This window comes from Chamaesiphon sp. GL140_3_metabinner_50, assembly GCF_025361915.1.
Lineage (GTDB): Bacteria > Cyanobacteriota > Cyanobacteriia > Cyanobacteriales > Chamaesiphonaceae > Chamaesiphon.
Genome location: NZ_JANYJC010000114.1, coordinates 1 through 18,067, shown reverse-complemented (window position 1 = coordinate 18,067; position 18,067 = coordinate 1). Strand labels below are relative to the sequence as shown.

At 47.0% G+C, this 18,067-nt stretch carries 9 protein-coding genes; 4 read left to right on the top strand and 5 right to left on the bottom strand.

The annotated features are described in order from the left end of the window. Nucleotides 1–21: 21 nt before the first annotated feature. Complete coding sequence (gene ribBA / locus Q0R35_RS06065) at nucleotides 22–1,701, bottom strand: bifunctional 3,4-dihydroxy-2-butanone-4-phosphate synthase/GTP cyclohydrolase II (protein ID WP_366944832.1); 1,680 nt, start codon at nucleotides 1,699–1,701, stop codon at nucleotides 22–24. 195 nt (nucleotides 1,702–1,896) lie between these two features. On the opposite strand from ribBA, the gene argC reads away from it, so the two are divergent. After that, nucleotides 1,897–2,958 carry an N-acetyl-gamma-glutamyl-phosphate reductase gene (gene argC, locus Q0R35_RS06060; RefSeq protein WP_295615196.1) on the top strand — a complete coding sequence of 354 codons (1,062 nt, stop codon included), beginning with the start codon at nucleotides 1,897–1,899 and terminating at the stop codon, nucleotides 2,956–2,958. Between the two features lie 347 nt (nucleotides 2,959–3,305). Here the strand turns inward: argC and glmM are convergent, their stop codons facing one another. The 3 genes from glmM to Q0R35_RS06045 all read right to left on the bottom strand — a co-directional run bounded on the left by glmM (nucleotide 3,306) and on the right by Q0R35_RS06045 (nucleotide 9,163). Further along, on the bottom strand, nucleotides 3,306–4,712 hold the full coding sequence (gene glmM, locus Q0R35_RS06055; RefSeq protein WP_295615195.1) for a phosphoglucosamine mutase: 1,407 nt from the start codon (nucleotides 4,710–4,712) through the stop codon (nucleotides 3,306–3,308). Between the two features lie 441 nt (nucleotides 4,713–5,153). Beyond that, nucleotides 5,154–6,803, bottom strand: coding sequence for a response regulator (locus Q0R35_RS06050; RefSeq protein WP_295615194.1), 1,650 nt, complete (start codon nucleotides 6,801–6,803; stop codon nucleotides 5,154–5,156). Nucleotides 6,804–6,970: 167 nt separating this feature from the next. Then, entirely contained in the window at nucleotides 6,971–9,163 is a 2,193-nt protein-coding gene (locus tag Q0R35_RS06045; RefSeq protein ID WP_295615193.1) for an ATP-binding protein, read from the bottom strand. A gap of 230 nt (nucleotides 9,164–9,393) precedes the next feature. On the opposite strand from Q0R35_RS06045, the gene cobT reads away from it, so the two are divergent. Continuing rightward, nucleotides 9,394–10,500 carry a nicotinate mononucleotide-dependent phosphoribosyltransferase CobT gene (cobT, locus tag Q0R35_RS06040; protein WP_295615192.1) on the top strand — a complete coding sequence of 369 codons (1,107 nt, stop codon included), beginning with the start codon at nucleotides 9,394–9,396 and terminating at the stop codon, nucleotides 10,498–10,500. Nucleotides 10,501–10,569: 69 nt separating this feature from the next. Here the strand turns inward: cobT and Q0R35_RS06035 are convergent, their stop codons facing one another. Continuing rightward, the gene (locus tag Q0R35_RS06035) at nucleotides 10,570–10,788 is read right to left on the bottom strand and encodes a 4-oxalocrotonate tautomerase family protein (RefSeq protein WP_295615191.1); all 219 of its coding nucleotides are present in this window, start codon (nucleotides 10,786–10,788) and stop codon (nucleotides 10,570–10,572) included. 109 nt (nucleotides 10,789–10,897) lie between these two features. On the opposite strand from Q0R35_RS06035, the gene Q0R35_RS06030 reads away from it, so the two are divergent. Together Q0R35_RS06030 and Q0R35_RS06025 are read left to right on the top strand one after the other, a co-directional pair. Next, complete coding sequence (locus Q0R35_RS06030) at nucleotides 10,898–11,587, top strand: TetR/AcrR family transcriptional regulator (RefSeq protein WP_295615190.1); 690 nt, start codon at nucleotides 10,898–10,900, stop codon at nucleotides 11,585–11,587. 403 nt (nucleotides 11,588–11,990) lie between these two features. Beyond that, nucleotides 11,991–18,067, top strand: a 6,077-nt coding sequence (locus Q0R35_RS06025) for a translocation/assembly module TamB domain-containing protein (RefSeq protein ID WP_295615189.1), incomplete at its 3' end; no start/stop codon positions are given.

Genomic DNA, 18,067 nt, shown 5'->3' with positions numbered 1-18,067 from the left:
TCTCCTTCAACTAGCAACTATTTAATCATTGAAGCTGTAAATCACCTGAAGTTCCAGGTTTGAGTTAAGAGTAGACGGTAATTGGGCTTGAGGATATGTTTGGCGATCGATTTGGGTTTGCAATCCCGTTAGGGGGTCTTGTCCATTCGCGACTAAAAATTCGAGGCGACTGATTTGGGGGAGGGTATCCATTTCATCTAAGACTTGGGAAACCGCCTGCACGTAGGGATGATTGGGATCTTGATACCAGCCTTCTACTGCCAGATTAGCTTGATCGAACCCTAAATGAAAAGTCAATGAGGGATTGCTAAATAATGCCGTCCCCAAGGGACGAGCTTCTTCTTTGAGCAGCAGATTATGATTTTGGGCAATATGCCGGAGTTTATCTAATCGATCGTACCGGGCGGTGACTTCTAATGGTTCCTCAGTCCAGGTAATCCCCACTGTGACTAGATAAGTTTGCAGCAGCATGTGTCCGAGTTTCTCGGCTTTGGTCGCTAAATAGTCGTTGTTGTAGTCATTAGCTTCGATTAATAATGGCACTCGATCGACCATTTCTAAACCATAACCTTTGAGTCCGGCAATTTTGCGAGGATTATTGGTAATTAGCCGAATTTTGCTAATTCCCAAATCGTTTAATACCTGGGCACCGACACCATAATTGCGTAGATCCGCAGGGAAGCCGAGCCGATTGTTGGCTTCGACGGTATCTAGTCCTAAATCTTGGAGCGAATAGGCTTTGAGTTTATTAATCAGCCCGATGCCACGCCCTTCCTGACGCAGGTAAACCACCACACCTGCCCCAGCATTCTCAATCATCTTCAACGCGGCTTGGAGCTGCATTCGGCAGTCGCAGCGGAGCGAACCGAGCGCGTCACCCGTCAGACATTCTGAGTGCATCCGCACCATGACGGGTTTATCGATAAAATCAGCCGGATTGCCCTTGACAATTGCTACTGTCTCAGTTTCATCTAACAGGTTGCGATAGCCGTAAATCTGAAACTGACCGAATTGACTGGGGAGCTTAGTAATTGCTTCGCGATGGACGAATCTGTCGTGTTCGAGTCGATAGCTAATGAGATCGGCGATGCTGATAATTTTCAGATCGTAGGTGTGCGCGTAGGCAATTAAGTCGGGCAATCTGGCCATCGAACCATCGGGGTTCTGAATTTCACAAATTACCCCTGCTGGCGACAAGCCAGCCAGCCGTGCTAAATCTACGGCGGCTTCTGTATGTCCCGCGCGCTTTAAGACCCCGCCTTCTTGCGCTCTGAGGGGGAAAATATGACCCGGACGGCGGAGATCTTCGGGTCTGGTATCGGGATCGATCGCGAGTAAAATGGTGCGGGTGCGATCGTCCGCCGAAATTCCGGTAGTCACGCCTAATTTTTGACTGGCATCGATACTAACTGTAAAAGCTGTTTGATTGGGATCGGTATTATTAGTCACCATCAAGGGCAGATCCAATCGATCTAGCTGGTTGCCCATCATTGCCAGACAAATTAAGCCTCTAGCATGAACCGCCATAAAATTAATCCGATCGGCAGTTACTGTCTGTGCCGCACAGATCAAATCGCCCTCATTTTCCCGATTCTCATCATCTACCACCACGACCATCTTGCCCATTGCGAAGTCTACGAGGGCAGTAGGGATCGTGTCAAATTCAAAATCGGAGAGGTCAATCGCAGAAGTTGGTATCACAGAACGGTAAAATGTTGGTAAACTATATAGTCTGTCAAATTGAGTTGAAACCCAAGTTCGATCTTGATGTAGTATTAATCTACACTACTCGATCGTCAAATTCAAAGCTAACTTTGAATTTAGGGTCTAACTAGTTTGAATTTTTCACCATAAACATGGCAATCGCTTCTTATTATTATATAGGTCATAACATTCATGGGTGAGCAGCGCGAACGCCTTCAAGTTGGGATTGTCGGTGCGTCAGGTTATGGCGGTGTCCAGTTAATCCGCTTATTGCTAGATCATCCCGCGATCGAGATTGTCTACTTAGGTGGCGATAGTAGCGCGGGCAAAAAGTTTGCCGATTTGTATCCCCATCTCGGTCATGCTGTCAATATGACGATCGAACCGATCGATCCCGATATTATTTCAGCTCGTTGTCAAGCCGTCTTCCTCGCCCTACCGAATGGGATTGCCTGCGAGTTAGCCCCTAAATTAATTGCTAAAGGCTGCGTAGTACTAGACCTCTCAGCCGACTATCGATTTACCGATCTCGACACATATACTCAATGGTACAAGATTCCCCGTACCGATCGCGAGACTGCGGCGATGGCTGTCTATGGCTTGCCCGAACTCTATCGCGCCAAACTCAGCAACGCCAAACTCGTCGGCTGTCCCGGCTGTTATCCGACTGCTAGTTTACTCGCACTCTCACCCCTGCTCAAGCAAGGTTTGATCGATGCCGATACCGCCATCATCGATGCCAAATCCGGTACCTCTGGCGGCGGGAGACAAGCTAAAACCCATCTTTTACTTGCCGAAGCCGATAACAGCATTACCGCCTACAGCATCGCCGGACACCGCCATACGCCCGAAATCGAGCAAGTTTGTAGCGATCTTGCCAGTCATGAGGTTAAAGTCCAATTTACCCCCCATCTGATGCCGATGGTACGCGGTATCCTCGCCACCGTCTATGCCACAATCCGCGATCCGGGTTTAGTTACTGAAGACTTAATTACGATTTATAAAGCCTTCTATCGTTCGTCTCCATTCGTCAGAATCCTTGACGGTGGCATCTATCCGCAGACCAAATGGGCAGCAGGCACCAATCTCTGCTACATCGGCGTAGAAGTAGATGCCCGCACGGGACGAGTCATCGTAGTTTCCGCGATCGATAATCTGATCAAAGGTCAAGCCGGACAAGCGATCCAATGTCTTAATGCAGTCATGGGTTGGGATGAAACTCTCGGTTTACCGCAATTGAGCTTCTATCCTTAACGTTAGGAGAAACTAGCTTCAGTTGAGATCGATCTTATCACCCTAACCCTCCCTTTAGAACCCATTTGAGATCTTCTAGTGGGGGAGGGCGGGTTTGTTTGGGAGATAATAGTGTCATGCGAAAATTTTTAGCATTGTCTTGTCGTTTTTTTATTCGAGGGGAACCCCCGAATAAAAACGCCGCAAACCCGCCCCTACGGTCGATCTAGAAATGTATCATGTATGAATTTATGGATCTGTAGGGGCGGGTTTATGCTAGCCAATATCGATAAAATCGATCGATATCGGACAAACCCGCCCTCTCCACTAAAAGATCTCGAATGGATTCTATCTTATTAAAGATCGACCTAGAAATATTTTTCGACGATCGCCACCAGATATCCCGTCCAATATTGAGTCACCTCCATACTTTCGGCTTCAACCATCACCCGGATTAAGGGTTCCGTACCAGAGGCGCGAACGAGTACCCGCCCGGTATCGCCCATTTCGGCTTCGGCTTCGGCAATGCCATCTTGCAAGGGTTGACATTTTTCCCAGTTTAACCGAGATTCGCGATCGTCCACCCGAACATTATGGAGAATTTGGGGATAGGTTTTAAAGCTGCTATCGACTAGCTCTGCCAGCGATTTTCCCGACTGTTTGACGATCGCGGCTAAATGCAGCGCGGTGAGAATTCCATCGCCACTGACGCTATGCTGGGGCGAGAGAATGTGCCCCGACTGTTCGCCACCCAATAATACCCCGCTACTATTCATCTCGGCTTGGACGTACTGGTCGCCGACTGCCGTGCGGACTATTTTACCCCCAAAAGCTTGCCAAGCCCGCTCGAAGCCCAGATTTGCCATGACTGTAGTGACGATCGCATCATTGGGGAGTTGACCCAATTTGCTCAGATGTTGACCCCAGAAGTAGAGAAGATAGTCGCCATCGACTTTGCGCCCGCGATTGTCTACTGCCAATACCCGATCGGCATCGCCATCGAAGGCAAATCCCAAATCTGCCCGATGGAGAACGACAGCAGCTTGCAGTGCGCCCAAATGAGTCGAGCCGCAATTGACATTAATCCGATCGCCATCAGCCTCATCATTAAGACAAATTAACTCCGCACCCAGTTTGCTAAAAATCTCAGGAGCCACCTGTACTGCCGCGCCTGATGCTAAATCGAGGACGATTTTCATCCCCGACAAGCTAACATCTGGATCGAGCGACTCTTTTATTGCTTCGAGATATTGAACGATTAATTCGGGCGTAAAATAGAGATGACCCCAATTTTTTGGCTCTATACATAGACCAGATTGCCCCCGGATTCCGGCTTCGATCGCTGCCTGTAAGTCTTTAGCTAACTTGGTGCCATTTGCGCCAAAAAACTTAATTCCATTGTCTTCAGGCGGATTATGGCTGGCAGAAATCATCACGCCGCCGATCGCATCGCTAGTCGCCGTCAGATGCGCGACTCCCGGTGTCGGACACAATCCCAAATTCCAAACTTCAATTCCTGCCGAGGTAATTCCCGCCGCCAGCGCACTCGCCAACATGTCGCTAGAATTACGCGAATCTTGCCCGATAACAATCGGCCCAATATCTCGATCCGCATCATCAGCCGCCTGACGTAACACCATTCCCGCCCAGTATCCCACCTGGAGAGCCAGATTTGCTGTCAGGATATCGCCGACTCGTCCCCGAATGCCATCGGTACCGAACAGAGGGGAGTTAGGTAAATTGAGACTAGATGGAGTCGAGCTGTTAGCTAGCATAGAAATTGGGGTGTAGGGCAAGAATTAGCAGACGTTTGGCACCACCAATTATAGGCTCTGTCGGTCGATATTGCAGCGATCGACAGCACGAGGGAGGAGATGGGAGATGGGAGATGGGAGTAAGGAGTAAGGAGTAAGGAGTTTAATTAACGTGAGTTCGGGATAAGGAAAATTGATTTGCTCCGCTCAAGCACCGCCCTGAACCATAAGTGTCTCGTTCCGAGAGGCTTCGCCAACGGGCTAATAGCTCAAGTTCTCTGAAGAGAACTAATTAATTTGGCAGTTCTCTGAAGAGAACTTGAGCTATTAGCCCCAAATTCATTTGAGGGCGGTGCAGAAACGAAGCTAGGATTCATCGAGCGACAATCCTTAACCCGAACTCAAGTTAATTACTTAAACCATGGAACGCAGTTCCAACGCCTATTCACTATTCACTATTCACTAAATCAAACAAGCATTACCCTCTAAAGCTCGATCGATTTGGCGAACTAGATCGATCGGTAAAAATGGTTTAGAAACTATTTCTACGACACCGAGTTCGGTTAACAGATCTCTGTCTGGTAAATAGCGATTTGCAGTGAGGAGGATGACTGGAATCATCTTAGTATTACGATCGGCACGTAACTGGCGCAAAAAAGCTAACCCGTCCATTTCTGGCATCATCACATCTAAAACGATCGCATCTGGATGTTGAATTTGAATGTTATTTAATCCTTCTTGCCCTGATGATACCGTTTGGACATCCCAACCTTTGAGTTTATGTAGGCACATCGAGACAACTTCGCGGATATTAAGATCGTCATCGATTACTAAAACTCGTTTGATATCGCTACTCGCATTTGCTGAATTTACATCTCGATCTGATTTAGCAAGCCGAATAGATTTAGTCGGGCGATCGACCGTCGGATTTAATTGTTTTTTAGCTAGATATTTATCGATCGTTTTAGTAATAGCTTTAGCATCGATCGGCTTACCGAGAAATCCATTAGCACCAACAAATTTAGTCCGAACTCGATCGATCAAACCATCATTACCAGTTAGAATAATAATTGGTACATTTGCTAGCGATGGTGTTTTGCGAATTTGTTCGCAAACTTCATAACCATTGGTAATTGGCATCACCAAATCTAGAAAAACTAGATCTGGTTTGTTCCTAATCAAACTGGGGATAATTTTGAGCGGGTTTTGGACACCGAAAGAGCGATAACCATGTTCGATGATAATTTTTTCTAGTAGCTTGTAAACAGAGAGGCTATCATCTACACAAGCAATCAGTGGCATTTTTGGAATAGATATCTCATCGGTCGAGATAGTATCTTTCGGCAATGCTATTTCGACAGCATCTAGCTCTGAATATGTTTGGCCAATTGGTGTGTCTGCTCGGTCGAGCGTAGATTGTTTGAAAATCGATAGAGTAATCGTACCATCTGTAATCAGCGGAAAAATAGACTTAGCGACATCGATTAATTGCTGTTGATGATGAATTGCTAAACTCCGCAAAGATGTAATTCCGTCGATTGATGTTAACAAAAAATGTAAATTTCGGTCGGAAGATTTCACGACTCCTTCGGAATTTTGAACGATCGGGAATAAACTCGGCGCGCAACTAGCCAACCCGACTCGATCCCATTCTCGCCATGATTGAATCGTTTCACTTAATAGCGGTTTAAGATCGAGTAATGGCAAAACTGATTTAACTTGACTATTGCGCTCGCTAATCGGGATAAACCGATAGGCTAGTCGGTCGCCTTGATTTTGACTGAATTGAATAATATCGAATAAAACTTCTTTAATTGCACATTCCTGAGCAATTTTATTAGAATTTAAAAATATTTCCTGATGATTGTTCGATTTAACCAGTCGATCGATCGGGACGTTGAGCGAAGCTAATGCGAGATTTCGTTCCCACCGTTCGATCGCATCGATACCGCCGCTAATGCCTGCCAGTTGTCCAGACGAAAAACAGAGCATCCAGCTTGGTATATCGACCACTTGAATGACGAGGTTACCACTCAAAGTATTCACCTTGATATGATTGAATTCAGAGATTAGTTCTCTAAATCTGACAGTCTTGCGATCGGTGATACTCATAGTTACTAAAACATGCTTGAAAGGACGGTAGTCTCTGGAAAATCGAGACCTATAAAACTAGCATTGGCGCTCTGGAAGATTCTCATTCTGAGAGGCTCCGCCGACGATTGTAATCAAAATGTAAGCCGATAATTTTAAAGCTCTTATCTCTCTAAAGTACCCAAGGATTAGGAGTGTTGATGCATTGGCTGGGGTAAAGTAAAGAAAAATGTGCTGCCATTGCCCCAATCGCTCTCTACCCAGATCTGACCCTGATGTTGCTCGACGATCGATTTGCAAATTGCCAAGCCTAAGCCCGTACCGCCTTTATCGCGCGAATCAGAAGAATCTACTTGTTGGAAGCGATTAAAAATGGTTTCGAGTTTATCAGCCGGAATACCGCGTCCGCGATCGGCAATTGCAAAGCGCACCCGTCGCGATAATGTAGCTGAATCGGCTCGCAGGGAGTCGAATTTAGTCGCTCGATCGAGGATCGGGTCGATTTCGGTAACCTCGATCGAGACAGTAGTATTAGACGGTGAAAATTTGATAGCATTACCAATCAGATTTGTCAAGGTTTGAACGATCCGATCGGGCACGACAAAAATTTGTCCGATCTGGCAATTTAGCTCCAGATCTACTCCCGCCGCCGCCGCCGAGCCAGTCATCACATCGATCGCAGTCTGCGCCAAAAGGTTAGCATCGCCCCACTCTAGCTCTAGACAATTACTATTAGCATCTAACTTATCCAGATCGAGGATGTTATTCACCAGCCGCACCAACCGTTCGGTTTCGATCGAGGCAATTTCGATCATCCGCTTCATTTGCTCCGGTTCGTCATCCATTAAACCCATTGCCAGTAAACCTAATGCGCCCTGCATCGAAGTCAATGGCGTGCGTAATTCATGGCTGACAATGCCGATAAATTCGTCTTTGAGCGTTTCTACCGACTGACGTTGCTCTATTTCGGCATTGAGCAGTTGCAGCGTCATTTCGGCTTGCTTGCGGTGGGTGAGTTCGAGTTGGGCTTGAGCGAACAAATTTGCCTGCTGAATGGCAATACTGACTTGAGAAGCCAACTGTTTGACTAGATCGATCTCGGAAGGTTGCCACTGGCGCGGAGCCGAGCAGTGATGGGCGATTAATAATCCCCATAAATCTGTGCCCTTAAAAATCGGCACGACGAGATTTGCCATAATCTGCACGCTTTCTAACAGTTGCAGATGCAGATCGTCGATTTCGGCACTGTAAATATCCGCATTCTCAATGACGATCCCTTGCTGAAAGCTTTTAACCGCCGCCTCACTGCAAGGATGATAGATTTGCTCGGTGGAAATCGCACTCCAGTCAGCACTGACTGATTCTACAATGACATTCCCACTCCAATCTGAAGCAAATTTATAGACGAGGACGCGCTCGATTTGTAAGAATTGTCTCACTTCATCGACAGTCGTTTGGAGAATTTCTGGGAGATCTAAAGATCGCCGAATTTGCACCGTCATATCCAATACCAGGCGTTGTCGATCTAATTGATTTTGTAATAACTGTTGCGCTTGCTGACGTTCGTCGATATTTACCACAGTCCCGATCGTTCGCATTGCCTCGCCAGCAGCATTGAAATACGCCTCTCCCCGCGTCTCAATCCAGTGAATGCTCCCATCCGCCCACACGATCCGAAATTGATGGCATAGACTGGTATGCGTTTCGATCGAGCGAACTACACATTCATGCACTGCGGCGCGATCTTCGGCATGAATACAGCGATCGAAGGTTTCATAATTGCCATCAAAACTGCCCGGAGCCAAGCCAAATAACTCCTCATGCTCGCGATTCCATTGCATTTGCCCCGTCAAGAGATTCCAATCCCAAATCCCCATCTGCGCCGATGCTAGAGCCAGTCGCAACTGCTCTTCTTTGCGATCTAGCACTCTGAGGTTGCGATCGTTTTGCACCTTCAGCTCGGCAACCTGACGCAAGAGTTCGCCCTGCTTGATCGCATTATGTAGTGATAGCCGCAAATTTTCATTTGTTAATGTCGATTTACTAAGATACTGCTGGGCACCACATTCGATCGCTTGGCTTGCCAAATTCTCTTTCTCATACTCCGTCAGCAACACGACGGGGAGATCTGGCTTTTTAATCTGTTGCTGTAAAGCTTGCAAAAACTCTAACCCGTTCATGTCTGGTAAGACGTAATCGAGCAAAATGGCATCGGGTTGAACGATCCGGTACTGTTTCAAGCCCTCTGCACCCGTTCCTGTCTCTAGGATGGTGTAGTTATATCGATTGTCTTGACTCAAATAATCCCGCAATAAGCTGCGGTACGATAGGGAATCTTCAACAATCAAAATAGTTCGCGATTTATCGTTCGTCGTGTCCATTTTTTGCTAGCTTTATCTAAAATCCGGCATTTCGATATCTAAAAGATTTAGAAACGGCACTAGTTATATAGTGCCCAAAAGTAATCGCATTGGCTCAGTCGATGTAATGTGTTCTAAATGCTATACCATCACCAAAAATCCCCTCCTCGGAGGGGATTTTTTTGGAGGAGGCATCAATTATAATGTCTAAATCCAAATGCTCGTTCGCCTCAATCGATCGTCAATAACCAATGATTCAGATTCATACCCAACCATTACAGGCACGACAGTGGTTGGAGCGGTATCGCGGGAAATTGCCTGTATTTGCGTGCGTGTTGGGGTTTACAGATACTTGCCTGATTCCGGGGATTTCGGCGGCGGGTAAAACGCCTGAAGATCGTCAGTATACTGCGATCGCAGATGCTGAATTTTTAGCTAACGGGGTACGACTCGATCCTGAGTATCCATTACCGCCGCTGATTGCGGGGGCTTCGCCTGTCTATATCGCTCGTGCGATCGTCGCAGCACTAGATTTACCTGTATATATCTTCAATGCTGGTTTACCAACACCGCCGAGCATCCCTCATATCGATTTGGATGGAATGCCAGCGGCTTGTCTGACGACGGGTGCTGCGTTGCCATTGGTGGTTGTCGATCGATTGTATCGGCAGGGTTTATTATGGGGTAAGAAATTAGCGGCTAGTGCTATTGATGGCTATATTGTCATCGGGGAATGTGTGGTGGGGGGTACGACTACTGCCTTGAGTTTACTGACTGGTTTGGAAATCGATGCGGCGGGTAAAGTCAATAGCTCTCACCCAGTGTGCAATCATCAGCAAAAATGGGATCTTGTCGAGCGGGGATTGGCTGGTTTAAAGTTACCGCTGTCGCCGTTAGAATTAGTCGCCGCCATTGGCGATCCGATGCAAATTGTTGTAGCGGGGATGACGATTTCCGCCAGTAGAAGCTGTGGTGTTTTACTAGCTGGGGGGACGCAAATGTTGGCTGTAGCAGCTCTAATTCAAGCTTTGGAACTAGATCGAGGGATCGCGATCGACACGGCTCAAATCGTCGTCGGGACTACTGATTGGGTAGCTAACGATCGATCGGGTAATACTGTCGCCCTAGCTGAATTAATTACCCAGATGCCCTTAATCTCTACACGGCTGAGTTTTGCCAGATCCCAATATTCCCAACTGCAAGTCTACGAGCGAGGATTTGTCAAGGAAGGTGTCGGTGCGGGGGGACTGGCGATCGCGGCTAGTTTGTATCGGGGGTGGGGACAGGTAGAATTATTAGAATCGATCGAGCAACTATTAGCTGCCAGTATTGAGATGAGGAGCGGATTTAGTAAATAGCGATCGTTCGCATTACTACTCGCCCCCACATTCCGCGCTTCAAGTTTTGCTACTCATCTGGTGGCATGGTTACTTACCAGCCACAAGTGCCAGAGCGTCGCTAGTGGTGAGCGGATTGCCCCCAATGCCCCAGTCGCCGCTCTTGACTTCTTCGATAACCACCCACGTTACTGGGCGCACGTTCTCGCCTTCGATCGATACCATCGTATCAGTCAGCTTGCGGATTATTTCCTGCTTTTGTGCTGATGTTAAAACGCCTTCGATTACTTTTACATTTACTAAGGGCATAGCTTTTCTCCGGTTTGTAATTTAGATTATAATAACGACCGTTCGTGCTTATATCTTTATGATAACGAACGGTCGTGCTATTGTCAAGTCGTAAGTTTCGATTCAAATTATGAAAGTCGCTTCATCATCAAAAAACAGTTCGGAAAACAGCGGTTCCCGCCATTTAAAAGGGCAAGATAGTCGCACCACCATTTTGCTGACTGCGGCTAAAATGGCCACAACGAAAGGACTGGCTGGCTTGTCGATTGGAGACTTAGCGGCTGAAGTCGGGATGAGCAAGAGTGGACTCTACGCACACTTCAAATCTAAAGAAGAACTAGAGTTGGCGACAATTGAAATGGCAGCCATAATTTTCAATCGCGAAGTACTTCAGCCTGCACTGACAGCACCAGCCGGAACCGAGCGACTCAATGCACTGGTTAATTCGTTTCTTTCACATCTCGAACGCAGAGTTTTTCCAGGCGGGTGTTTTTTTTCGGCAGTTGCCGCAGAACTCGACACGCGCCCCGGCCCAGCACGAGATCGAGTCGTTGAGATAATTGGCACCTGGCTGGCATTATTGAGGCAATGTATTCTGGAGGGGCAAGATCTCGGAGAGTTAGATCCCCTTGCAGATGTCGATTTGGCAGTTTTTGAAATTGAGGCGATGCTGTTGGGGGCGAATTTTCTATTTATGATGAAGAACGATCCAATTCATCTAATCCAAGGGCGTGCAGGAGTGGAAAATGTCCTCAGACGACTCACAGTTAGTCCAAAGTCAAAGCAGAAACGTTCTCGCATGGGAACTGTTAAAGCTTGACAATCGCACTCTAGTTGGTAAAGATTAGCTCTAAGTAACGGTTCCAACTCTTGTAAGCTGGTTGTGAGCATCAGCTCACAACCCATTTTTTTAGTGACATAATTAAATATATCGTTTAGTGCAGGCTGGAACATCCGATCGTCTTCTGCATTCAAGATATTCAGGATCGTTGCTAGGCATGAAGTAGCAGCGAATGAGAATTGTAGTCGTAGCGATCGGGTGTTAATATTGGGCACAATATCTGAGTGGCAATCGCTCTGATGTGTATATATTGGCACCATCTGTGCATTTGCGAATCTGCTAGCTTAATTTGTAGCTCTCGCGGTTAGACTTGGCTCTCAATATCGATTCAAGGGTATCGCCCCAGCCGATAAATTAATCTTAGTCGTAATTCAAGCCTCAATTGAAAAATAATTCACCAGATAAATCGCGTCGATGGCTGAAGTTGTTTCTAAAAACTGGCAGCAAGATTGGTTTGGGCTTATTCTTATTATTAATAGGGGCGATCGGTTGGGGCCAATGGTGGGCAAAAGATAATCTGTCGCCATTAGTTTCACAGGAGCTAACGAAGAGTCTCAAACGTCCGGTAAGTTTGGGTAAAATTGATAGTCTGTGGTTGAATGAGGTGCATTTTAAAGATGCAAAACTTCCGACAAATGGTAGCGATCTTAATTCGGTAGATGCTCCAGATACGATCGTTAGTTTCAATCCCATTCAGTTGTTATTCGATCGCACGTTGAAGTTAGATGTGCGGTTGGTTAATCCGAGTATTTATGTTGCCCAAAATGCTGGGGGTAATTGGGTAAATATTCCTGCTCAGGATAAACAAGCTCCACCACCAGTTAAAATTCAAGTCGGCACGATCGCGGTTAATAATGCTAAAGTGACGATCGTTCCTTACAGCCAGAATCCTCAACCGATCGTAATTAGTAAAATTAATCTCGAAGCTAATGTTAATGACTTTCAAGATCGAGTTAAGTATAATGGGGGGGCGCAGATTGGAGACGGCGGACAGGTAAGTGTGCTGGGCGAGAGTGCGATCGCGAATGGGGAGACAGAATTAGTAGTTAATGGACAAAAATTAGATGCGGTAGCGGCAACTCGGATCGTGAAGATTCCGGAGGTAACGATCGCGCGCGGTACGGTAGATGGGGATCTGAAGTTAGCAATTTTACCCGGAAAGTACCTGCGAATTAATAGCGATTTACTAGTTCGCGATGGCAAGGTTGCGATTAATAATGTACCGCGCAGCCTAGATGAAGTTAATGGCTTCATTAATGTATCGGAACGGGCTGTTAAATTTAATGGTGTTACCACTAAATACGATCGAGTAGCTGGAGTTGTCAAAGGTACGCTCGATTATACAACAGGATATCAATTAACCGCTAAAACTGCACCAACATCATTACCAGATGTTTTTAAAAGTATCGATATTAAGTCGCCTTTTCCCTTAGCTGGTGCTGCTGTTGCCGAATTGCAGTTAACGGGTAAATTAGACAATCCAATTTTAACGGGCAAGTTTAATAATAGTCAACTCAGTCAAGTCGATCGGGTGCAAATCGAGCGGGTTAATGGTAATTTTAGATTGGCAGATAGTCGGATTACCTTAAATGCGATCGCCCAACCGAAACTCGGTGGTAAAATAACCACGCAAGGGGAAGTTCGGTTTTTAAAAACGCCTACAACCAATTTTAAATTCCGAGCAGAGCGGCTTCCCGGTGATGCCTTATTGCGCCTGTACGGTGCCAAATTCCCCGCAGGGATGCGCGCAGGGGACGCAGTGGTAACGGGGACGATTGGGGGCACTGGAGCCGATATTAACACCAATCTGAAGACGATCGCCCCGCAGGCGACTTATCCCCTAGTTGCAGATCTTCAGATTACTCCGCAGGGGAAAACGATCGTTAAGAGTGCGACGTTGGCGGCGGCGGGGGGAAAGGTGCAGGCGACGGGGGTGGTGACGAAGACTAATTGGCAACTCAACTTACAACCGCAGGCGATAGATTCGCAGCAGTTGGCTAAAATTGGCGGGGTAAAATTAGCATCTAATTATCGTGGTAAATTAACTGGCAATATTCGAGCAGCGGGTTTAAATAACGATCTGGTAATCGATCGAATCCAGGCACAAGGGCAATTAAATTTACAGTTACCAGCCGGGAAAGTTACAGCCGATCGCATTAATATCGATCGCGGTAACTGGCAAGCTAATGTGAATAGTAATGCTCTCGATCTTCAGCAACTAGTACCTAACAATTCAGATCGAGATCCTTTATCTTTAGCAGCTCAGAATACCACTCGACTACCAGCGGGTATAATTAGCGGTAATTTTAATGTTAGTGGGAATAATCTCACAAAAATTAGTCCGACGACGATCGCGGCGCAAGGGCAGGGTAAAATTAAACTTAAAGCTGGCGAAATTCAGTCGGACAACCTCTCGATCGCGAATGGTAATTGGCAGGGAATATTTACAGCGAGTAATCTCCAGCTCTCGGAACTCAATGCTCAAGTTGGCGGACGATTGAATGGGAAATTTAATCTTGCTGGCAACCTCAAATCGTTTACACCAGAGTCTCTGCGCGGCATGGGTATGGGGTCGATCGATCTGCCGCAGGGCAAAGTTATCGGTACTAATTTAGAGCTAAATCGCGGTAAATGGCAAGGAAATCTTCAAGCTTCATCGTTATTACTCGGCGGGTTGGCCCCACAAATTCCTCTCAAATATCGACAGGCAAAATTAACTGCCGATCTAAAAGTCGCAGGCGATTTACAGCAGCTTCAGCCGGAACAGATTGCCATAACTGGTAATGGTAAGTTGAGCTTTGCTGACGGAACGATTCGAGCTAGACAACTAGAAGTTGGTGCGGGTAAATGGCGCGGCAATTTTGAAGTCGATCGCTTAAAATTAGGCGATGCCAACGATAAAATCCCGACAGAATTAACAACAGCTCGATTACAAGGCAACTTTACCGCCGCTGGAGAATTAGCCAAATTTAATGTCAATCGATTGCAGCTAGCAGGTAATGGCGAACTTCAACTCGCCGATGGCAAAGTTCGGGCGACAGATCTGAAATTAGATCGAGGCAATTTATCGAGTAATTTAGTATTAGCTAACTTTAAATTAGGTAGTATTAATAGTCAACTTACACCCCAGTTAAAAACTAGCAAAATTAGCGGTAACTTTAATGTGGCAGCAAATGTCAATAAATTAGTCCCCGCCGAAATTCAGGCTAGTGGGAATGGTAAATTAAAGTTAGCTAATGGTGGCGAAATTAAAGCAACCGATCTCAGAATTAGTGCGGGAGCTTGGCGAAGCAACCTCGCCATTAAGGGCTTAAAATTAGGCGAAGTAAACCGCGCTCTACCTGCGGCAATTCAAGCAGGATTGTTGTTTGGCAACTTTCAAGCAGCAGGCAATCTTAAAAAACCAGAACTAGAGCAGATTCAGGTCAATGGTAATGGCAGAGTCCAAAATATTCTTGGTGGCAATATTCAAGTTAATAACTTAATTGTCGATCGGGGTAAATGGCAGACTCGGATTGTTACCGATCGGTTAAATATTAGCGAACTGGCAAAATTCGCCCCGTCGAATGTTGCTAAATTTGACCGATTAGCCGGACAGCTAAATGCTAATTTGCAGATTGGTGGCGACTTCCAGAATAATAGCCTCGCCAATCTCAAAGTAGCAGGACAAACCGGATTAACTAATTTTCAAGTCGGGAGCTTAAAATTCGATCCTAATTTAATTGGAAATATTCAAGCAAATCCCGGACAAGGTGTCGATATTGCCTTCACTGGTAAAACCGACAGATTAGCATTGACGCTCGATCGCAATTTACAACCCCAAAGCTTCGATATCCAGCAAAGCGATGCAATCGCCACAGGCACCGTTGCCGACAAGAAACTCAACATTAATATCGAACGATTGCCACTAGCTTTATTACAACCCTTAATTCCTAAAAATGCGGGCGTAAAAGCATATCGATTTGATGGCAACGCCGCCGGGAATATTACCGTCGATCTCAAAAACTATCAAGTCACAGGCGATCGGATCGAAATTACCAATCCAATTTTCGGCGCATTTCAAGGCGATCGACTCCTCGCCAATTTTCGCTATGCTAACGGCACGATCGCCCTCAATAATACCGAAATCCAACGCGGTGCATATACCTACAAAATCGATGCCAGCTTCGATCCTAGTGCAACTACCCCCACCTTCCAAGCCAAACTCCAAGTCCCCAGCGGCAATATTGAAGATATCCGGAATCTCCTGCAAATTTTTAGCACCGCCGATTTATTTACACCCTTCCCACGCCGCAAATATGGCACGGCTGCCGATTTAGGCACCAAAACATCCAAACTCGCCAATCGTCCCCAACCGCTCAATACCGAACTCCGCAGCCTCTCCGAACTCCGCCAGTGGCTCAACCGCCAAGCAGATCGCCAACAAACAGATAATATCATCCCCGATTTGGGCAACCTCCAGGGCGATTTTAGCGGCGATTTCGCGATCGCCAGTAGCCCCAAAGCCGGACTCACCAGCAACTTCAACATTTCTGGTTCCAAATGGCAACTCGAACGCTACAACCTCGATCGGCTCCGCGTCGCAGGCAACTGGAACAATGGTAAACTACATCTCGAACCGCTCGAACTGACGATCGATAATAGCCAGATTGCGATCGCAGGCGACTTTGGAGTCAATAACCAGAACGCCAAAGTCAACATTCAAAACTTCCCCATTAAGTCCCTTACCAGCCTCATCGACATCCCTGTAGACATTAATGGCGGCATTAACCTCTCTGCCCAAATCGGTGGCACTCTGGCCAATCCTCGCATCAATGGGGAAGCATCTATCAGCGATGCCCAACTAAATAACACCAAACTGCAAGGTGTCGCAGGTAACTTCAACTACGTAGATGGACGACTAAATTTCGCCAGCGATGCCACCTTTGCCAACAGTCCGCTCGTCGATCGCGAAGATCGGATTAAAATTACGGGGAGCATCCCCTATCAACTCCCTTTCGCCCTCACCCCACCCGCCAGTAACGATATTAAAATCGACTTGAGCCTCCAAAATCAGGGCTTACAAATCCTCGATGTCTTGAGCAAACAACAACTCCACTGGATCGACGGTCAAGGTAAAATTGCCCTCAATATCGGTGGTAAAATGAAACCCAAAGGCGGCATCGAAACCCTTACCGCTAGCGGAACGGCAACTATTACCAAAGGGAGAATTAAAAGTGTTGCCATTCCCGAACCCCTCACCGATGTTAATGGCGATATTATCTTTGATTTCGATCGAGTCGATGTGCAAAAATTAACTGGGAAATTCAATCGGGGACAAATTGCCATCGCCGGAATCATTCCAATTTCCGACTCATTCTCGATCGATCCCAGCAGACAGCTCGCCCTCCAGATGAATGGTATCGCTGTCGATCTTAAAGACAAATATCAAGGCGATGTCAACGGTAAGCTCACCATTCTCGGCACCGCACTCAATCCCATCCTGACTGGTAATGTCCAACTCAGCAACGGACAAGTATTCTTACCCAACTCATCTGCGACAACTACCAGCACCATCTTAGGCATTCAGCCCGTAATTCCCGAAGCACCCAACCCCAACTCTACCCAGCTCCGCAACCTCCAGGTAACCCTCGGCGATAACCTCCAAATCACCCGCGCGCCAATTTTAAGCTTTATCGCTACTGGTAAAATCGATCTCGACGGTACGATCGATAACCCCCGCCCCTTCGGACAAGTAAAACTTCAAAAAGGCTCCGTCAACCTCTTCACCACTCAATTTAGACTCGCTGGTGGCGAACAGACAGCCGACTTCTTCCCCACACTTGGCACAGATCCCGTCCTCAACCTGCGCCTCGTTGCCAAAACCCTCGAAAGTGCCTCCAGCCCCTTTGCCCAGCGTAATTCAGTCGCCCGCACCGTTACCAACGGCGAAATCGATCGACCCGCAGATTTTTATACTACCAGCTTAGGTTCCGTTCAAACCGTCCAAGTCGAAGCCCGCGTCGCCGGATTAGCCAGTCAACTCACCCAAAGACTCGAACTTACCAGCACCCCCGCCCGCACCCAACCAGAAATCGTCCTGCTGCTCGGTGGAGCCATTGCCGAACGCCTGACATCCGGCGGCGATATCGGGCTGGGAGTAGTCAGTCTCGCCAGTTCTACCCTACTCAACAGTCTGCAAGATCGCATCAGCGATATTTTCAGTCTTAGCGATTTTCGACTGTTTCCCACTATTACCACCGACTCTAAAACCAATAATAATTCCACCTTCGGCATTGCCGCCGAAGTCGGTACCGAAATTACCCCTAGAGTCTCCGCCTCGATCTTTAAAATTCTCACCAATAGCGAATCGCCTTACTACAGTCTCCGCTATCGCGTCAACGACCAAATTCTGCTCCGAGGCTCCACCAATCTCTTCGGCGAAAATCGCGCCATCGTCGAATTCGAGCAGCGATTTTA

Coding starts and splice junctions, on each gene's coding strand:
- argC (WP_295615196.1), top strand. CDS start 1,897: ATGGGTGAGCAGCGCGAACGCCTTCAAGTTGGGATTGTCGGTGCGTCA.
- glmM (WP_295615195.1), bottom strand. CDS start 4,712: ATGCTAGCTAACAGCTCGACTCCATCTAGTCTCAATTTACCTAACTCC.
- Q0R35_RS06050 (WP_295615194.1), bottom strand. CDS start 6,803: ATGAGTATCACCGATCGCAAGACTGTCAGATTTAGAGAACTAATCTCT.
- Q0R35_RS06045 (WP_295615193.1), bottom strand. CDS start 9,163: ATGGACACGACGAACGATAAATCGCGAACTATTTTGATTGTTGAAGAT.
- cobT (WP_295615192.1), top strand. CDS start 9,394: ATGATTCAGATTCATACCCAACCATTACAGGCACGACAGTGGTTGGAG.
- Q0R35_RS06035 (WP_295615191.1), bottom strand. CDS start 10,788: ATGCCCTTAGTAAATGTAAAAGTAATCGAAGGCGTTTTAACATCAGCA.
- Q0R35_RS06030 (WP_295615190.1), top strand. CDS start 10,898: ATGAAAGTCGCTTCATCATCAAAAAACAGTTCGGAAAACAGCGGTTCC.